Genomic DNA, 15,183 nt, shown 5'->3' on the forward strand with positions numbered 1-15,183 from the left:
ATTTTCCGGATATCGACGCGGCATGCCCGTGCGAGGATGGTTTCCGCCACAGCGCGACGGTGACAGAATGATTTGGAATATTTCTCACCATGTGGCCGGTGAGCGAGAGGAAGTCATGTCCGCATTCGACTACGACGTGGTGGTGATCGGCTCCGGCTTCGGCGGCAGCGTCAGCGCCCTGCGGCTCACCGAGAAGGGTTACCGCGTCGGGGTGCTCGAGGCAGGCCGTCGATGGAACGCCGAGGACATCCCGCGCACGAACTGGAATGTGCGCAAATCGATCTGGGCGCCGCGCCTGGGCCTCACCGGTCCGCAGCGGATCAGTCTGCTCGGCAAGTGCGCCGTGTTCTCCGGCGCCGGGGTCGGCGGCGGCTCGCTGATCTACGGGAACACGCTGTACGAGCCCCTGCCGAACTTCTACACCGACCGGCAGTGGGCGCACATCACCGACTGGCGCGCGGAACTGGCGCCGTACTACGACCAGGCCAAGCGCATGCTCGGCGTCGCGCCCAACCCGCGCACGACCCCGGCCGACGAGGTGATCCGGGAGATCGCCGAGGACCTCGGTGTGGCCGACACCTACCATCCGACCGATGTCGGCGTGTTCTTCAACGAGAGCGATCCGGGCACGGAGGTCGACGATCCCTACTTCGGCGGCGCGGGTCCCCGCCGCAACGGCTGCGTGCACTGCGCGCGCTGCTTCACCGGGTGCCCGCACAACGCCAAGAACACCACCACCACGAACTATCTCTATCTGGCCGAACAGGCCGGTGCGCAGGTTCACCCGCTGACCACGGCCACCGCCGTGCGGCCGCTGCCCGGCGGCGGATACGCCGTCGACACCGAGCGGTCCGGCCGCTGGATCCGCAAGCAGCGCAGAACCTTCACCGCCGAGCAGGTGGTGTTCGCCGGCGCCGCGCTCGGCACCCAGAAGCTGCTGCTCGAGATGCGGGACGACGGCGTGCTGCCGCACCTGTCGCCCCGGCTCGGCGAACTGACCCGGAGCAACTCCGAGGCCATCCTCAACGTGGTCAGCCGCGCCCGCCGCGACTTCGCCGAGGGCATCGCGATCACCTCATCGATCCACCCGGAGCCCGACACCCACGTCGAGGTGTGTCACTACGGCAAGGGTCAGAACGCGCTGTTCCCGATGTCGGTGCCGATCGTGGACGGCGGCGCGTTCCGCTTCCTGCGCTTCCTGCTGGCGATCCTGCTGCACCCGCTGGTGTTCCTGCGCAGCCTGAACGCACGGCACGCCTCGGAGAAGTCGGTGATCCTGCTGATCATGCAGTCGCTGGACAACTCGCTGACCTCGTTCCGCCGGCGCGGGCGGCTGCGCACCAGGCAGGGCACCGGCGAGCCGAACCCGACCTGGATCCCCCTGGCCCACGACATCGGCAGACGGTTCGGCGCCAAGGTCGACGGCGACACCCACGGGCTGATCATGGACGTGTTCGACATCCCGGCCACGGCCCACTACATCGGCGGATGCGTGATCGGCGAGAGCCCGCGCAGCGGCGTGGTCGACCCGTACCAGCGGGTCTACGGTCATCCCGGCCTGCACGTGGCGGACGGCTCGGCGGTGACCGCCAATCTCGGCGTGAACCCGTCGCTGACGATCACCGCGCAAGCCGAGCGCGCGATGGCGTTCTGGCCCAACCGCGACGAACCCGACCCGCGGCCGGAACTGGGGTCGGCCTACCGGCGCATCGCTCCGGTGCCGCCGGCGCGACCGGCGGTGCCCGCCGAGGCGCCGGGCGCGCTGCGGTTGCCGATCGAGCCCGCGTCGCCCCGTACCCAGGTGAAGTGAGGCCGACACCACGCGGCATGAACGGTCGCTGGCGGCTAGCGTGATCCGTTGTGTCAGACAGTGGTATCGATCTGCGCTCCTACGTGCCCGCGGAGGAGGTGCGCGCCCGCGGACGCGCGTTGCGTGAGCGGGTTCCGGTCAGCGCAAGGGATCGGGCGGCCACCGGAGTACGGCGTCCGAGCGTGCTCGATTTCGTCGAGATGAGCAATGCGGGCAGGCTGGAGCACCTGATACCGCTGCGGATCGGGCGGATGATCGCCTCACCGTTCACCTTCTATCGGGGCGCGGCGGGGTTGATGGCGGCCGATCTGGCAGGTGGCCCGGACAGTGGGCTCACCGCCCAGCTGTGCGGTGACGCGCACGCGGCGAACTTCGGCCTGTACGGCACCGCGCGCGGCGAGATCATCATGGACATCAATGATTTCGACGAGACCGTGCCCGGTCCGTGGGAGTGGGATCTGGAGCGCCTCGCGGCCAGCCTGGTACTGGCCGGGCGGGAGGCGGGCGCCGACGAGGACGAGTGCCGCACCGCCGCGCGCGACGCCGCCCGTTCTTACCGCCTGGCCGTGGCGGATCTGGCCGCGATGCCGTTCATGGCGTCCTGGTCCGCGCTGCCCGACGAGTCGGTGCTCGCCAGGGCCGAGGCCGATGACCTGCTCGACGACTTCAAGAAGGCGGCCAAGAAGGCGCGCAAGAACACCAGCGCCAAGGTGGTGGCCAAGTGGACCGAGCACCTCGAGGATCACCAGACCGGTATCCGCAAGCACCGCTTCGTCAGCGATCCGCCGATTCTGACCGCGGTGGACGAGCGCGTCGCGGAGGCGGTGATCGGCGGGCTGGAGCGCTATGCCGACACCTTGCCCGAGTCGCGGCGCAATCTCCTGGCCCGGTTCGCCGTGTCCGACATCGCGTTCCGGATCGTCGGGACCGGCAGCGTCGGGCTGCGCAGCTATCTCGCGCTGCTGCACGGCAACGACGGCGAGGCGCTGGTCCTGCAAGTGAAGCAGGCCGCGGCAGCGGCGCTCGCCCCGTTCCTGCCGACGGCCGCCGTACGGCACGAGGGTGAGCGAATCGTGCGAGGCGCCAGGCTTGTTCAGTCCGAGTCGGATCTCCTGCTCGGGTGGACGTCCCTCGACCCGGTCGGCGACGGCGTCGAAATGCCGTTCATCGTCCGGCAATTCCGCAATATGAAGGGCGGCATCGATCCCGCCGAGTTGCCCGCGGACGACCTCGACGACTACGGGCGGCTGGCGGGCGCGCTGCTGGCCAGGGCCCATTCCCGGTCGCTGGATCCGCGCTTGCTGTCGGGATATCTGGACGGCGACGAACGCTTCGACGACGCGGTCGCCGCGTTCGCGGTGCGTTACGCCGACCGCACCGAAGCCGACCACGCCGAACTGGCCGGTGCCGTGCGGGCGGGCCGGATCGCCGCCGAGTAGCCCGGCCGCCGCGCCTTTCGCCCGACACGCCGTCCGTCGGCACGGGCGCGGCGAATCCGTTGCGGCACCTCGTATCCTGTCCACTGTCGAGTGTCGACGTGAAGGGTGGCCGCCAATGCTCGTGCGAGTCCAGAACGCCGCAGGTACCAATGCCGAGCGGGTGCTGATCGATTGGCTGCGCACCTGGAAGGACCCCGGGAGTCCGCACGGTGTCGCGACGATCACCTGCAGCTTGTTCCACAAGGATCGGCTGCACCAATTCGACGCCGTGGTCTGGACCCCGACCAGCTGCGTGGTGATCGAGGCCGATGCACTGGTCGCCCGCCAGGATGGCGTGCTGGAGGTCCCGCTCAACGGCGAGTGGACGATCAACGGCGAGCCGGTGGCGATGGAGAGCCGCGACCGCAGCACGCCGCTGGACAAATCCCGCGAGCACACTTTCGCGTTGCAGGAATGGCTGGCCGCCCGCGGCCTCGGGCAGCGGGTCGTGCACGGCGTCGCGCTGCTCGTCCCGCTGTCGGGCGCCCAGTTGCGACTCGAACAGCGGTGGGCCGATCCGAGTTTCGACGTGATCATCGGCGACGACCCGGGCCGGCTGCGGCACTACTTCGACTCGCTCGCCACGGAGGAGAAGTTCCTCTGGACGGCCAACGACGTCGCCGTCGCGTTCCGCGGTCTCGGCATCCTGCCCTACCTGCCCGCGCCGCAGGAACTGCTCAACGAGGGCTTTCTCGGCCCGATCGACATCACGCTCTGGCACGGTGGGCCCAACCAGGCGCAGGCCGAGGCCTACGCGGAGGAACTCGCGCAGGCCGAGCGGGAAGCGCAGGCGTCCGCCTTCGTCATCCGGGCGCCCTGGTACAGCCCGTGGAAGCTGTATCCACGCGAGTCCGGCGACCTCGACTTCGGGCGCGCGGTGATGCGCACCGTCCTGGCCATCGGCATGATCGTCGCCTTCGTCTGGGTCGTGTGGTTCGTGGTCACCGCGCTCACGGCGTACGGACCGGGCTGAGCGGCCGCCGACGGGGGCGACCGCCCGGCCGCTAGGACGACGCCGAGATCGGCTGGTCCCGCTGGAAGACGCTCGCGTCGTCGAGCATGGCCGCGCGCAGCATCCGCTCCGGCACGCCCATGGCCTCGACCAGGGTCGAAGCGTGCGGACGCAGCCGGTCGACCAGTTCGTTGACGCCGCGGCGCACCGCCTTCGCCCGGTCCACCGACATGAACCGGTGCATGATGTACCAGGCCTGGTTCTCCTCGATGGTGGAGTAGACGAACAGGTCGCACATCCAGTCGGCGAGTTCACGCGCGGCCGGGTCCTCGATGTCGGAGATCCCTTCGATGAACGCCTCGAGCACCAGCCGGTCGATGTGCGCCGAGCCCGCTGCCAGGATGTGGTCTTGGGCATTGTTGAACGCCTCGAACGGGCCGGTCTCCTCGGCCCTGGCGCGCAGCCGGTGCGCCGCGGTGCGGACCAGGTAGTCCTCACGGTCGGCGAACAATTGCAGTTGCACCGCCCGGCGGGACAGATCGCCCTCATCGATGGAATCGTCGCCGCGGTCACGGAGGGTCTGGATCAGCTGGCGCACGCCCGAACGCTTGCGCACCACGTCACCGGCCATGGTCGCGGCGAAGCGCACCCAGCCCAGGGCGTCCAGGTCGCGCACCTCGTCGGCGTAGGCGGTGAGCAGTTCCTTGGCCACCAACTGGGTGAGCACCACGTTGTCACCTTCGAAGGTGGTGAACACGTCGGTGTCGGCCTTCAAGTTCACCAGCCGGTTCTCCGTGAGATAACCCGCGCCGCCGCACGCTTCGCGGCACTCCTGGATGGCGCGGGTGGCGTGGTTGGTCTGCGCGACCTTGAGGCCTGCCGCGCGCTTCTCCAGCGCGCGCTGTGCGCCCGGCTCGAGATTCTGGCCGGTCTGCACCAGGTGCATCCGCCGCACCAGGTCGTTCTGCGCGAACGCGAGCGCATACGACTTCGCGACCAGCGGCAGCAGACGGCGCTGGTGGCTGCGGTAGTCCAGCAGCACGGTTTCCACCCCGGTGTCCGGGTCGGAGAACTGGCGGCGCAGCAGCGCGTAGCGCACCGCGATGCTCAAGGCGACGCGCGCGCCCGCCGCCGCGGCGCCGCCGACGCTCACCCGGCCGCGCACCAGGGTGCCGAGCGTGGTGAAGAACCGGCGGCTGGGGTTGTCGATTTCGGAGCTGTAGGTGCCGTCGGGGGCGACGTCGGCGTAGCGGTTGAGCAGGTTCTCCCGGGGCACGCGCACGTGATCGAAGACGATGCGCCCGTTGTCCACGCCGGGCAGGCCGCCCTTGAGGCCGTCGTCATAGGTGGTCACGCCGGGCAGGTCGGCGCCGTTCTCGTCGCGGATGGGCACCAGCAGGCAATGCACGCCCTTGTTCTCGCCCTGCGTGATCAGCTGCGCGAACACCGCGGCCATCCTGGCGTGTTCGGCCGCGCCCCCGATGTAGTCCTTGCGCGCCGACGGCGTCGGCGAGTGCACCACGAACTCTTGGGTCTGCGGGTCGTAGGTCGCCGTGGTCTCCAGGTTCGCGACGTCGCTGCCGTGCCCGGACTCGGTCATCGCGAAGCAGCCGAGCAGATCCAGCGAGATCAAGCGCTCGATGAACTCCCGGTGCCGTTCGGTGCCGAGATTCTCCACGGCGCCGCCGAAAAGACCCCACTGCACGCCCGACTTCACCCACAACGACAGATCCGCGTACGCGAGCATCTCCAGGCCGACCACCGCCGCGCCCGGCTCACTGGTACCGCCGTTCTCCCGGCGGAAGCCGCGCTCGGCGAACCCCATCGTGGAGATCGCCTTCATCTGCTCGAGCACGCGCGCCCGGGCGGCCTTGTAGTCCTGGTAGGGATCGGCGGTGAACTCCTCCCCGGCCAGCAAGGTCCTGGCTTCGTCCCGGACGGCCGCCCAAGGGCCGTCGAGTGCCGCGCGTAGGTGGTCCGCCGTCGTTGCCGTGCCGCTAGTCATGTCTCGACGATAGCCCCGTACACGGGCGGCAAACCGTGATGCGCGACAAGTCGGCGACAGGTCTTGCTAGACCGTTGAACGACTGTTTAATATACTGAACATGTGTTTAACCAACAGCCCGTTCCGCAAGGATCCGCCGACGATCTGAGCACCGCGGCGCGCATTCGCGATACCGCGATCGAGGTGTTCGGCGAACACGGATTCCAGGTCGGAGTCCGCAAGATCGCCGCCGCCGCCGGCGTCTCCCCCGGCCTGGTCAACCATCACTTCGGGTCCAAGGACGGCCTGCGCGCCGCCTGCGACGACCGGGTGCTGCAGTTGATCCGCGACGAGAAGGTCAAGGCGATCACCGCGTCGTCGATGAAGGCGGGCATGCTCGACGCCCTGGCCGAGATCGAGTCGTACGCGCCGCTGGTCGCCTACATGGTGCGTAGCCTGCAGGCAGGCGGACCGATGGCGGAATCACTGTTCGAGCACATGGCCGCAGATGCCGAGGGATACCTCGAGAAAGCGGTCGAGGCGGGCAGGATCAAACCCAGCCGCGACCCGGCGGCGCGCGCCCGATACCTGATGATGCTGAACGTCGGCGCAACCATGCTGTACATGCAGATGCGCCAGCACCGCGACGAGACGATCGACTACCGCAAGGCGATTCGCGAACTCAGCGAAGAACTCACCCCACCGGCCCTGGAGTTCTACACCCAAGGGCTGCTCACCGATCCCACGATCTTGGACACATTCACCAAGGAGAAGTGATGTCCGACATCATCGAAGTCCGCGATCTGCGCAAGACTTTCGGTCACGTCACCGCGCTCGACGGCCTCGACCTCACCGTCACCGAGGGCGAGATCCACGGCTTTCTCGGCCCCAACGGCGCGGGCAAGTCCACCACCATCCGGGTACTGCTCGGCATCCTGCGCGCCACCGGCGGGCAGGCTCGACTGTTCGGCCGCGACCCGTGGGCCGACGCGGTCGCATTGCACCGCGAATTGGCTTATGTGCCAGGCGATGTCACGTTGTGGCCGTCGCTGTCGGGCGGGGAGACCATCGATCTGCTCTCCCGGATGCGGGGCGGTCTCGACGAGAAGCGGCGCGATGAGCTGATCCAGCGCTTCGATCTCGACCCTCGCAAGAAGGCGCGCACCTATTCCAAGGGCAACCGCCAAAAGGTCTCGCTGGTCGCCGCGCTGGCCTCCGACGCGCCGCTGCTGCTGCTCGACGAGCCGACCTCGGGGCTGGACCCGCTGATGGAGCAGGTCTTCCGGGAGTGTGTGCACGAGGCGCGAGAGCGCGGCGCGACCGTCCTGTTGTCCAGCCACATCCTGTCCGAGGTCGAAGCGCTCTGCGACCGGGTCACCATCATCCGCGCCGGGCGCACGGTGGAGAGCGGGTCGCTGTCGGATCTGCGCCACCTGTCGCGCACGTCGATCACCGCCGAATTGACCGGCGACGCGGGCGATCTGAGCCGCATCCCGGGCGTGGAGGATATCGAACTCGATAACCACACGCTGCGCTGCCAGGTCGACAACGAGCACCTCGGCGAGCTCATCCGGGTGCTCGGCGACGCGGGCGTGCGCAGCCTGACCAGCACGCCGCCCACGCTCGAAGAGCTGTTCCTGCGGCACTACCACGTCGACGGCCACGGCGCCGAGTCCGGCGCGGCCACCGGGGAGAAGGTGCGAGCATGACCACCGCCATCGCCGGCCGCGCCACGGCGGCGCAGGTATTCGGCGTATCCGGCGACTTCGCGGGCACCGGGCGATTGCTGCGGCTGTACCTGCGGCGCGACCGAATCGTGCTGCCGCTGTGGACGCTGCTCATCGGCCTGATGCCCGCGTTCCAGGTCGCCGGCATCAAGGGTCTGTACGACAACCAAGCGTCCCTCGACAGTTTCGCGCGGACCACGGCCGACAGTCCCGCGCTGATCGCCATGTACGGCCCGGTGTTCAGCTCCGCGCTCGGGTCGATCGGCACCTGGAAAGCAGGCGCCATGTACACCATGATCGCCATCGCCACGGTGCTCACGGTGATTCGGCACACCCGGGTCGAGGAGGAGACCGGCCGCGCGGAACTGGTGGGCGCCACCAGCATCGGACGCTACGCCGGTCTCACCGCCACCCTGCTCATGACCTATTCGGGAGCGTTGCTCGCCGGGATCGTGTGCGCCCTGTCGCTCTACGGCACCGACCTGCCCGGCGCGGGATCGGTGGCCTTCGGCGCCGCCCTGGCCGCGTCCGGCATCGTCTGGGCGGCCGTCGCGGCGGTCGCCGCCCAGGTCAGCGCCGGTGCGCGGGTGGCGCGCGGCGTGGCCTTCGGCGCACTCGGCGCGGCGTTCGCGCTACGGGCGGTCGGTGACGCCGGAAACGGTGTGCTGTCGTGGTTGTCGCCGATCGGCTGGTCGCTGCAGATCCGCCCGTACGCCGAGGAACGCTGGTGGGTGTTGCTGCTCTTCGCCGCTCTCGCGGTGCTGGGCACCGGCGTCGCGTACGCGTTGCTCGGCAACCGCGACGTCGGTTCCGGGCTCATCGCCGAGCGTCCGGGGCCGTCCACGGCGGCGGCGATCCTGTCCGGTCCGTTCGGGCTGGCCTGGCGGTTGCAGCGCGGCACCCTGCTGGCGTGGACGGTGGGCTTCGCGCTCTACGGCCTGCTGATCGGTGGCGCGGTGAACAGCGTCGGCGACATGCTCGACGGCAGCGCGTCCATCCGGGACATGGTCACCCGGATGGGCGGCTCACAGCAGCTGCAGCAGTCCTTCATCACCTACGCGCTCACGATGCTCGCCGCGGCCGCGTCCGCCTACTCGATCTCCGCCGCCCTGCGGTTGCACGACGAGGAGACCAGCGCCCGGGTCGAGGCCACCCTGTCCGGCGCCGTCGGCCGCGTGCGCTACGCGTTGAGTCACATCGGCTTCGCGCTGCTCGGCCCCGCCGCCGCATTGCTGGTCTCGGGCGTGGCGATCGGCATCGTCTACGGCGCGGCGGACGGCGACCTCGGGACGAAACTTTCCCAATCGCTGGCCGCCGCCGCCGTGCAGGTGCCCGCGGTGTGGGTCGTCACGGGCATCGCGGTCGCGCTCTACGGTCTCGCACCGCGGTTCGCACCGGTCGCGTGGGGCGTGCTCAGCGCCATGGTGGTGATCTTCTTCGTCGGCTCGCTCGACGGCCTGCCGCACTGGATGCTCGATCTCGTGCCGTTCGTCCACCCGCCGAAGGTGCCCGGCGCCGAATTCCAGGCGCAGCCGCTGCTGTGGCTGCTCGCGACCGCCGTGGCGCTGCTCGCCGTCGGCATCACCGCCTTCCGCAGCCGCGACCTGCGCTGACGGTGTTCTCCGTGGCCCGCGCGAACCCGTTCGCGCGGGCCACTTCTCGTCAGCGGGCCGTTCGGCTCGCCGCCTGCCTGAGGCGGCGCTCGCTGCGCCCGGCGCGTGGGCACAGCCCGGCCGCACCGAACGGCCGACAGGATATTTGCCGTGACCGACGGTGGGTCGCCGAACGTGGCCGCGCCGCTCCCTGGCGGTGGCCGCTACACCGGCGCCGACGCCGTGCTGCCGACGAAGGACGCGCGCCGCCGGTGCCGATCCGACTGGGCCTGACGGTCGTCAGCGACAGGAGGGCGGGCCGGTCTACGAGGATGGCGTTTGCGGACGGTGTCTTCGGCGCGCGCACCACCCCGCACCGGCGGCCGTCGCCGACGCGGGCGCGAAGCCGGGACGACGATGGCTGCTGGTCGCGGCGGGCGCTATCGTCGTGGCCGGTGCCCTGGTGAGCCCTTGTTGTGATCCGCGGACGCGGTTGGTCACGCCGCGCGTGTCACCCGGCGTGCTCGATTCCCAGTTTTCCCGCCAGGCGCGTGAGGTAGGCCCGGACGTCCTCCGCGGAACGGTCGGGCAGTCCGAAAACGGCTTCGGTGACCCCGGATTCGGCCCAGCGCGCCAGCTGCTGCGCGTCGTGCCGTCCGGCGAGCGCGATGACCTCAGGATTGTCGGCACGCCCCTGCTCGCGCCAGATCCGGCGCAGCAGAGCGATCTTGGGGTCCAGGTCGTCCTCGGTGGGCGTGGTGATCCATCCGTCGGCGTACTTCGCCAGCCAAGTGAAGTTCTTCTCGGTACCCGCCGCGCCGAGCAGGACCGGAATGCGCTTCTGCACCGGCTTCGGCCAGGACCAGCTGGCGCCGAAGGTGACGAACTCGCCGTCGAAGCCGGCTTCCTCTTCGGTCCACAGCACGCGCATGGCCTCCAGATGCTCCCGCAGCACCGTTCTGCGTTTGCCCGCGGGCACGCCGTGGTGGGCCAGTTCGTCGGTGTTCCAGCCGAATCCGACGCCGAGGCTGACCCGGCCGCCGGACAGGTGATCCAGCGAGGCGATGGTCTTGGCCAGCGTGATCGGATGGTGTTCGGCGGGCAGCGCCACCGCGGTGGACAAGCCGATGCGCTCGGTCACGGACGCGGCGGTGCCGAGCGCGACCCACGGGTCAAGAGTCCGCAGATAACGGTCGTCGGGCAGGCTCGCATCGCCGGTGCGCGGGTGCGCCGCGGCCCGGACCACCGGAATGTGCGTGTGCTCGGGCACATAGAACGTGTCGAATCCGGCACGCTCGGCGGCCAGCGCCGCATCCGCGGGGGTGATGCCCCGATCGCTGGTGAACAACACGATTCCGTACCGCACCGTACGCGCTCCCATCGCCGAAATTAGAACAAGTTCTACCACGAACCGACGGTCCGACCAAGGGGTGATCGCGACCGGCGCGCCCGCCGCGACCCGCACGGATGCCGAGAAGACATCGGATGACTAGGTTCGCCTCCATGAGTCCTGAGGCAACTTCCGTAGGCGATGTCACCACCGGACGGGTGGATCACCTCGGCTGGCGTCGCGGGCTTCGCCTGCGGCGTGCCCGGCCGATTCCGGTCGTCACCCAGGCCGTCGGCATGCTGGTCGCGGACCGGCAGGCGACCGCGGACACCATCGTCACCGCGCCAACGCCGTTGCAGCCGATCGACCTCACCGACGACGCCAGGGTCGCCGAAGTCCTCGACCTCGCGGTCCGGGTCGGCGAAGTGGTGCTGGCCTCCGGCACCGGCGTGGTGGACACCACCACGACGGTGCGGTTCATCGCCGCCACCTACGGGCTGTCCCGGTGCAGCATCGACGTCACCTACGACGCCATCCGCATCTGGGCCGACCGCGGCGCCGCGCTGCCACCGGCCAGCACGATGCGGATCGTGCACTACCGCGCCCTCGATTTCACCCGGCTCGCCGCCGTCGACCGGCTGACCCGCCGGATCCGCCACGAAGTGGTCCCTCCGGTTCAGGCCCGCGCCGCACTCGACGCGATCACCTCGGCGCCGCACCCGTACCACCGCTGGACCGCCACCGCGGCGTGGTCGCTGATGGCGGCGGCGATCGCCGCTCTGCTCGGCGGCGGCGCCCTCGTGGCCGCGGTCAGTTTCGCGACCACCGCGGCGATCGACCGCACCAATCGCGTCCTCAATCGCTACGGGCTGCCGTTCTTCTTCCAGCACATGGTGGGCGGCGCCATCGCGGCGATCCCGGCCATCGTGCTGGCGAGCCTCGCCGCGCGCTTGCGGATCGACGTCGACCCGACCCTGATCATCGCGGCCGGTATCACCGTGTTGCTGAGCGGATTGCAACTGGTCGGCTCGGTGCAGGACGCGATCACCGGCGCGCCCATCACGGCCACGGCCCGCATGCTCGAGGTGATGATGATGACCGGCGGCATCATCGCGGGTATCGCGCTCACTCTGCGCATCGCCGATCTCGTCGACGCCACCGTGCCCCCGGTGTACCTGACCTCCACCCGCGACATCACCGACCTGCCGGTGAAGATCGCGGCCGGTGCGGTGGCGGCCCTGGCGTTCGCGCTCGCCTGTTACGCCGAACGCCGGGCGCTGGCCGCGGCCGCGGGTAGCGGCGCCGCGGGCATCATCTGCTTCATGCTCATCCAGGAGGCGGGTTTCGGCCCGGTGATCTCCTCCGGCGTCGCCGCGACGCTGGTCGGCCTGGCCGGTGGCCTGATGGCCCGCCGCGCGCTGACCCCGCCGCTGGTCGTCGCCGTCGCGGGCATCACTCCGCTGCTTCCCGGCCTCAAGGTCTACCGCGGCCTCTACGCCCTGCTCAACGACGAACTGCTGATCGGAGGCAACCAGCTGCTCGCGGCCGTCGGCATCGGCTGCGCGCTGGCGGCGGGCGTGACTCTCGGCGAATGGTGCGACCGCACCGTGCGCAGGCCGCGGATACTGCGCCGGTTCGGCTCGCTGCGCCGCCCGATCGTCCGGCGCCGCCGCCGATCGACGCCCGCGCACTGAGCCGCGAGGTGCATGCGCGCGCAACTTCCGACCGGTAATCTCTTATCGAACTGGTCAGGGCCCGCGATTCGGTGGCGGCCCCGCTGTGAGGTGAGGTGGTCCGGACATGTCGGAGGCAGTACCGTTCTCGGCGCAGATCCGCACCGCCACCGCGCAACAGCATGCGGAGGCGGAGAACTCTCGCTTCATGAGCGACATGCTCGGCGGATCGCTCGGCGTCGACTCGTATCACCGCTACACCGGCCAGCTCTGGTTCATCTACCGCGCGCTCGAACAGCGGTGGGCGGCGCTGGCCGACGACCCGGTGGCCGGGCCGTTCATCCGGCCCGAGCTGGCCCGCACCGCGGAACTCGAGCGTGACCTCACACATCTGCTCGGCTCCGGCTGGCGAACCGGCTTGGAGCCGCTGCCCGCCACCGCCGCCTACGCCGAACGCATCGACGAGTGCGCGCGCGACTGGCCCGCCGGGTACATCGCCCACCACTACACCCGCTACCTCGGCGACCTGTCCGGCGGACAGGTCATCCGCGGCACCGCGGAGAAGCTGTGGGACCTACCGCATCGCGGCGACGGCGTCCGCTTCTACGTCTTCGACGGAGTCGGCAATCCCGCCGCGTTCAAGCGGGAATACCGCGCCCTGCTCGACCGGCTGCCGCTCGACGACCTGGAGCGCCGCCGCGTGCTCGACGAGGGCAGGCGCGCCTTCGCGATGAACACCGCGGTCTTCGAGGAACTCGCCGAGGAATTCCCGGCCGCGCAGTAGCGGGATCGGGCGCGGCGCATCGCCGTGCGGCAGGCGGCATTTCGGCTGTCGTGCGCGAACGTCGCCGACGTGGGACAGTCGTGATATGAGAGCGCGTCGCCGCATCGCCGTGGTTCTTGCCGGTCTTGTCGGTGTCGGTCTGGTGGGGGGTTGCGGCACGACGTCCGACCCCGGCGCCGGTCCCGGCTCCTCGACGGCGGCCGGGATCGTGCCGTTGATCTCGACGAACGACCTGCGTGCGGCGCAACCGGACGAGGTGCACCTGTTCGGCTTCAACGATCTGCACGGCAATCTGCAGCCGCCGAGCGGGTCCAACGGCAGGATCGCGCAATACGACGCGGGCGGAGCCGCGTATCTCGCCACTCATCTCGCCCGGCTGAAGGCCGCCTATCCGTCCAGCGCGGTGGTGGCGGCCGGGGACAACATCGGGGCCAGCCCGCTGATCTCCAGCCTGTTCCACGACGAGCCGACGATCGACTTCCTCGACAACGTGGGAGTGGCCGCGTCCGCGGTCGGCAACCACGAATTCGACGACGGCGTGCTGGAATTGGCGCGCTTGCAACAAGGCGGATGTGCCTTCGACGGATGTTCTCCCGGCGCTCCCTTCACCGGCGCGAAATTTCCCTATCTCGCGGCGAACGTCATCGATGCGCAGGGCAACCCACCGCCCGCGCTGCGCCCGTGGACCATGCTGGAGGTGGGCGGCCATCGGATCGGCGTAGTCGGCACGGTCACGCCCGAAACCACGAGCATCGTTCTGCCCGAAGGCATCCGGGGCTTCCACTTCGGCGACGAAGCCGCCGCGATCAATCGCTACGTGCCGGAGTTGAAGGCGGCGGGCGCCGAAGCGATCGTGGCGCTGGTGCACGACGGCGGTTCCCAGCGGCCGGAGCGGAACGCGGCCCTGGACTACAACGGCTGTGCGAACGTCACCCCGAACGTGACGGGACTGGCCGAGCGGATCGACCCCGCGGTCCGGGCGGTGTTCACCGCCCACAGCCACCAGCCCTACGTGTGCACCATCGGCGGCAAGGTGATCACCCAGGCCGCCTCGTACGGGCGGCTCGTCACCGACGTCACGCTGCGTTTCGGCGGCGACGGCGTGCAGGCCTCGGCGGTCAACCGCGTGGTGACCCGCGAGGTGACACCCGACGCTCAGACGACCGCGCTGATCGACTTCTACACCGAGCAGTCCCGGCCGCGCGCGGGCCGCGTCGTCGGCGCGGCCGCGAACGCCCTCCCGCACGACCCGGGACCGGCGGGCACCTCGCCCCTGGGCGACGTGATCGCCGATTCCATGCTGTCGGTCACGGCGGGTCCGGCCGCCGCCGTCGCCGCCTTCATGAACCCCGGTGGCGTGCGCGCCGATCTGAAGCAGGGGCCGGTCACTTATGGCGACCTCTACACCGTCCAACCGTTCGGCAACCAGGTCGTCACGCTCACGCTGACCGGCAGCCAGATCCTGCGCCTGCTGGAACAGCAGTGGAACAACACCGGCAAATCGACCATTCTGTCTCCGGCGGGAATCAGCTATACCTATTCCGACACCGCCCCCACAGGCGCGAAGGTGATCGCCGACAGCGTCCGCATCGCAGGTCAGCCACTGAATCCCGTCGCGACGTATCGCATCACGACCAACAACTTCCTGGCTTCGGGAGGCGACGGATTCACCGTCTTCACCGAGGGAGCCGATACCGCGGTGGGCCCGACCGACTTGGACGCCTTCGAGACGTTCCTGCGCGACAAGCCTCCGCTGCAGACGCCACCCGCCCGCGTCGAGAAGAAGTAGCGAGACCGGACGCTGCCCAGTTGCTGGACACTCGACCAGAACTCGGGTAACTGGAAATCTTTGT

General features: G+C 69.7%; 12 protein-coding genes. 10 read left to right on the forward strand and 2 right to left on the reverse strand.

Going from position 1 to position 15,183, the window contains the following annotated elements; all coding sequences use genetic code 11:
• Positions 1-115: 115 nt before the first annotated feature.
• From ABZW96_RS27435 to ABZW96_RS27445, 3 genes are all read left to right on the forward strand, one after another.
• The gene (locus tag ABZW96_RS27435; protein WP_355078502.1) at positions 116-1,810 is read left to right on the forward strand and encodes a GMC family oxidoreductase; all 1,695 of its coding nucleotides are present in this window, start codon (positions 116-118) and stop codon (positions 1,808-1,810) included.
• 50 nt (positions 1,811-1,860) lie between these two features.
• Positions 1,861-3,249, forward strand: a complete 1,389-nt coding sequence (locus tag ABZW96_RS27440) for a DUF2252 domain-containing protein (RefSeq protein ID WP_355078503.1) — start codon at positions 1,861-1,863, stop codon at positions 3,247-3,249.
• Between the two features lie 115 nt (positions 3,250-3,364).
• The gene (locus ABZW96_RS27445; protein ID WP_355078504.1) at positions 3,365-4,261 is read left to right on the forward strand and encodes a nuclease-related domain-containing protein; all 897 of its coding nucleotides are present in this window, start codon (positions 3,365-3,367) and stop codon (positions 4,259-4,261) included.
• 31 nt (positions 4,262-4,292) lie between these two features.
• On the opposite strand, the gene ABZW96_RS27450 is transcribed toward ABZW96_RS27445, so the two are convergent.
• Positions 4,293-6,245, reverse strand: a complete 1,953-nt coding sequence (locus ABZW96_RS27450) for an acyl-CoA dehydrogenase (protein ID WP_355078505.1) — start codon at positions 6,243-6,245, stop codon at positions 4,293-4,295.
• Positions 6,246-6,347: 102 nt separating this feature from the next.
• On the opposite strand from ABZW96_RS27450, the gene ABZW96_RS27455 reads away from it, so the two are divergent.
• The 4 genes from ABZW96_RS27455 to ABZW96_RS27470 all read left to right on the forward strand — a co-directional run bounded on the left by ABZW96_RS27455 (position 6,348) and on the right by ABZW96_RS27470 (position 9,837).
• A complete protein-coding gene (locus ABZW96_RS27455; protein ID WP_355078506.1) occupies positions 6,348-7,001 on the forward strand; it encodes a TetR family transcriptional regulator in 654 nt (217 codons plus the stop codon).
• Entirely contained in the window at positions 7,001-7,933 is a 933-nt protein-coding gene (locus tag ABZW96_RS27460; protein ID WP_355078507.1) for an ABC transporter ATP-binding protein, read from the forward strand. Before ABZW96_RS27455 ends, ABZW96_RS27460 begins: the two co-directional genes overlap by 1 nt.
• The gene (locus ABZW96_RS27465) at positions 7,930-9,564 is read left to right on the forward strand and encodes an ABC transporter permease (protein WP_355078508.1); all 1,635 of its coding nucleotides are present in this window, start codon (positions 7,930-7,932) and stop codon (positions 9,562-9,564) included. The genes ABZW96_RS27460 and ABZW96_RS27465 overlap by 4 nt, the downstream gene beginning before the upstream one ends.
• Positions 9,565-9,714: 150 nt before the next feature.
• Positions 9,715-9,837, forward strand: coding sequence for a hypothetical protein (locus ABZW96_RS27470; RefSeq protein ID WP_355078509.1), 123 nt, complete (start codon positions 9,715-9,717; stop codon positions 9,835-9,837).
• Between the two features lie 217 nt (positions 9,838-10,054).
• On the opposite strand, the gene ABZW96_RS27475 is transcribed toward ABZW96_RS27470, so the two are convergent.
• Positions 10,055-10,909, reverse strand: a complete 855-nt coding sequence (locus ABZW96_RS27475) for an LLM class F420-dependent oxidoreductase (RefSeq protein ID WP_355078551.1) — start codon at positions 10,907-10,909, stop codon at positions 10,055-10,057.
• Positions 10,910-11,169: 260 nt separating this feature from the next.
• Here ABZW96_RS27475 and ABZW96_RS27480 point away from each other — a divergent pair, with 260 nt between their 5' ends.
• The 3 genes from ABZW96_RS27480 to ABZW96_RS27490 all read left to right on the forward strand — a co-directional run bounded on the left by ABZW96_RS27480 (position 11,170) and on the right by ABZW96_RS27490 (position 15,119).
• The gene (locus ABZW96_RS27480) at positions 11,170-12,567 is read left to right on the forward strand and encodes a threonine/serine exporter family protein (protein WP_355078552.1); all 1,398 of its coding nucleotides are present in this window, start codon (positions 11,170-11,172) and stop codon (positions 12,565-12,567) included.
• Between the two features lie 106 nt (positions 12,568-12,673).
• Positions 12,674-13,330: a biliverdin-producing heme oxygenase gene (locus ABZW96_RS27485; protein WP_355078510.1), complete on the forward strand. Its 657-nt coding sequence runs from the start codon at positions 12,674-12,676 to the stop codon at positions 13,328-13,330.
• 85 nt (positions 13,331-13,415) lie between these two features.
• Positions 13,416-15,119, forward strand: a complete 1,704-nt coding sequence (locus ABZW96_RS27490; RefSeq protein WP_355078511.1) for a 5'-nucleotidase C-terminal domain-containing protein — start codon at positions 13,416-13,418, stop codon at positions 15,117-15,119.
• Positions 15,120-15,183 lie beyond the last annotated feature (64 nt).

The sequence above is a fragment of the Nocardia sp. NPDC004168 genome, from assembly GCF_040610355.1.
Taxonomy (GTDB): Bacteria; Actinomycetota; Actinomycetes; order Mycobacteriales; family Mycobacteriaceae; genus Nocardia; species Nocardia sichangensis.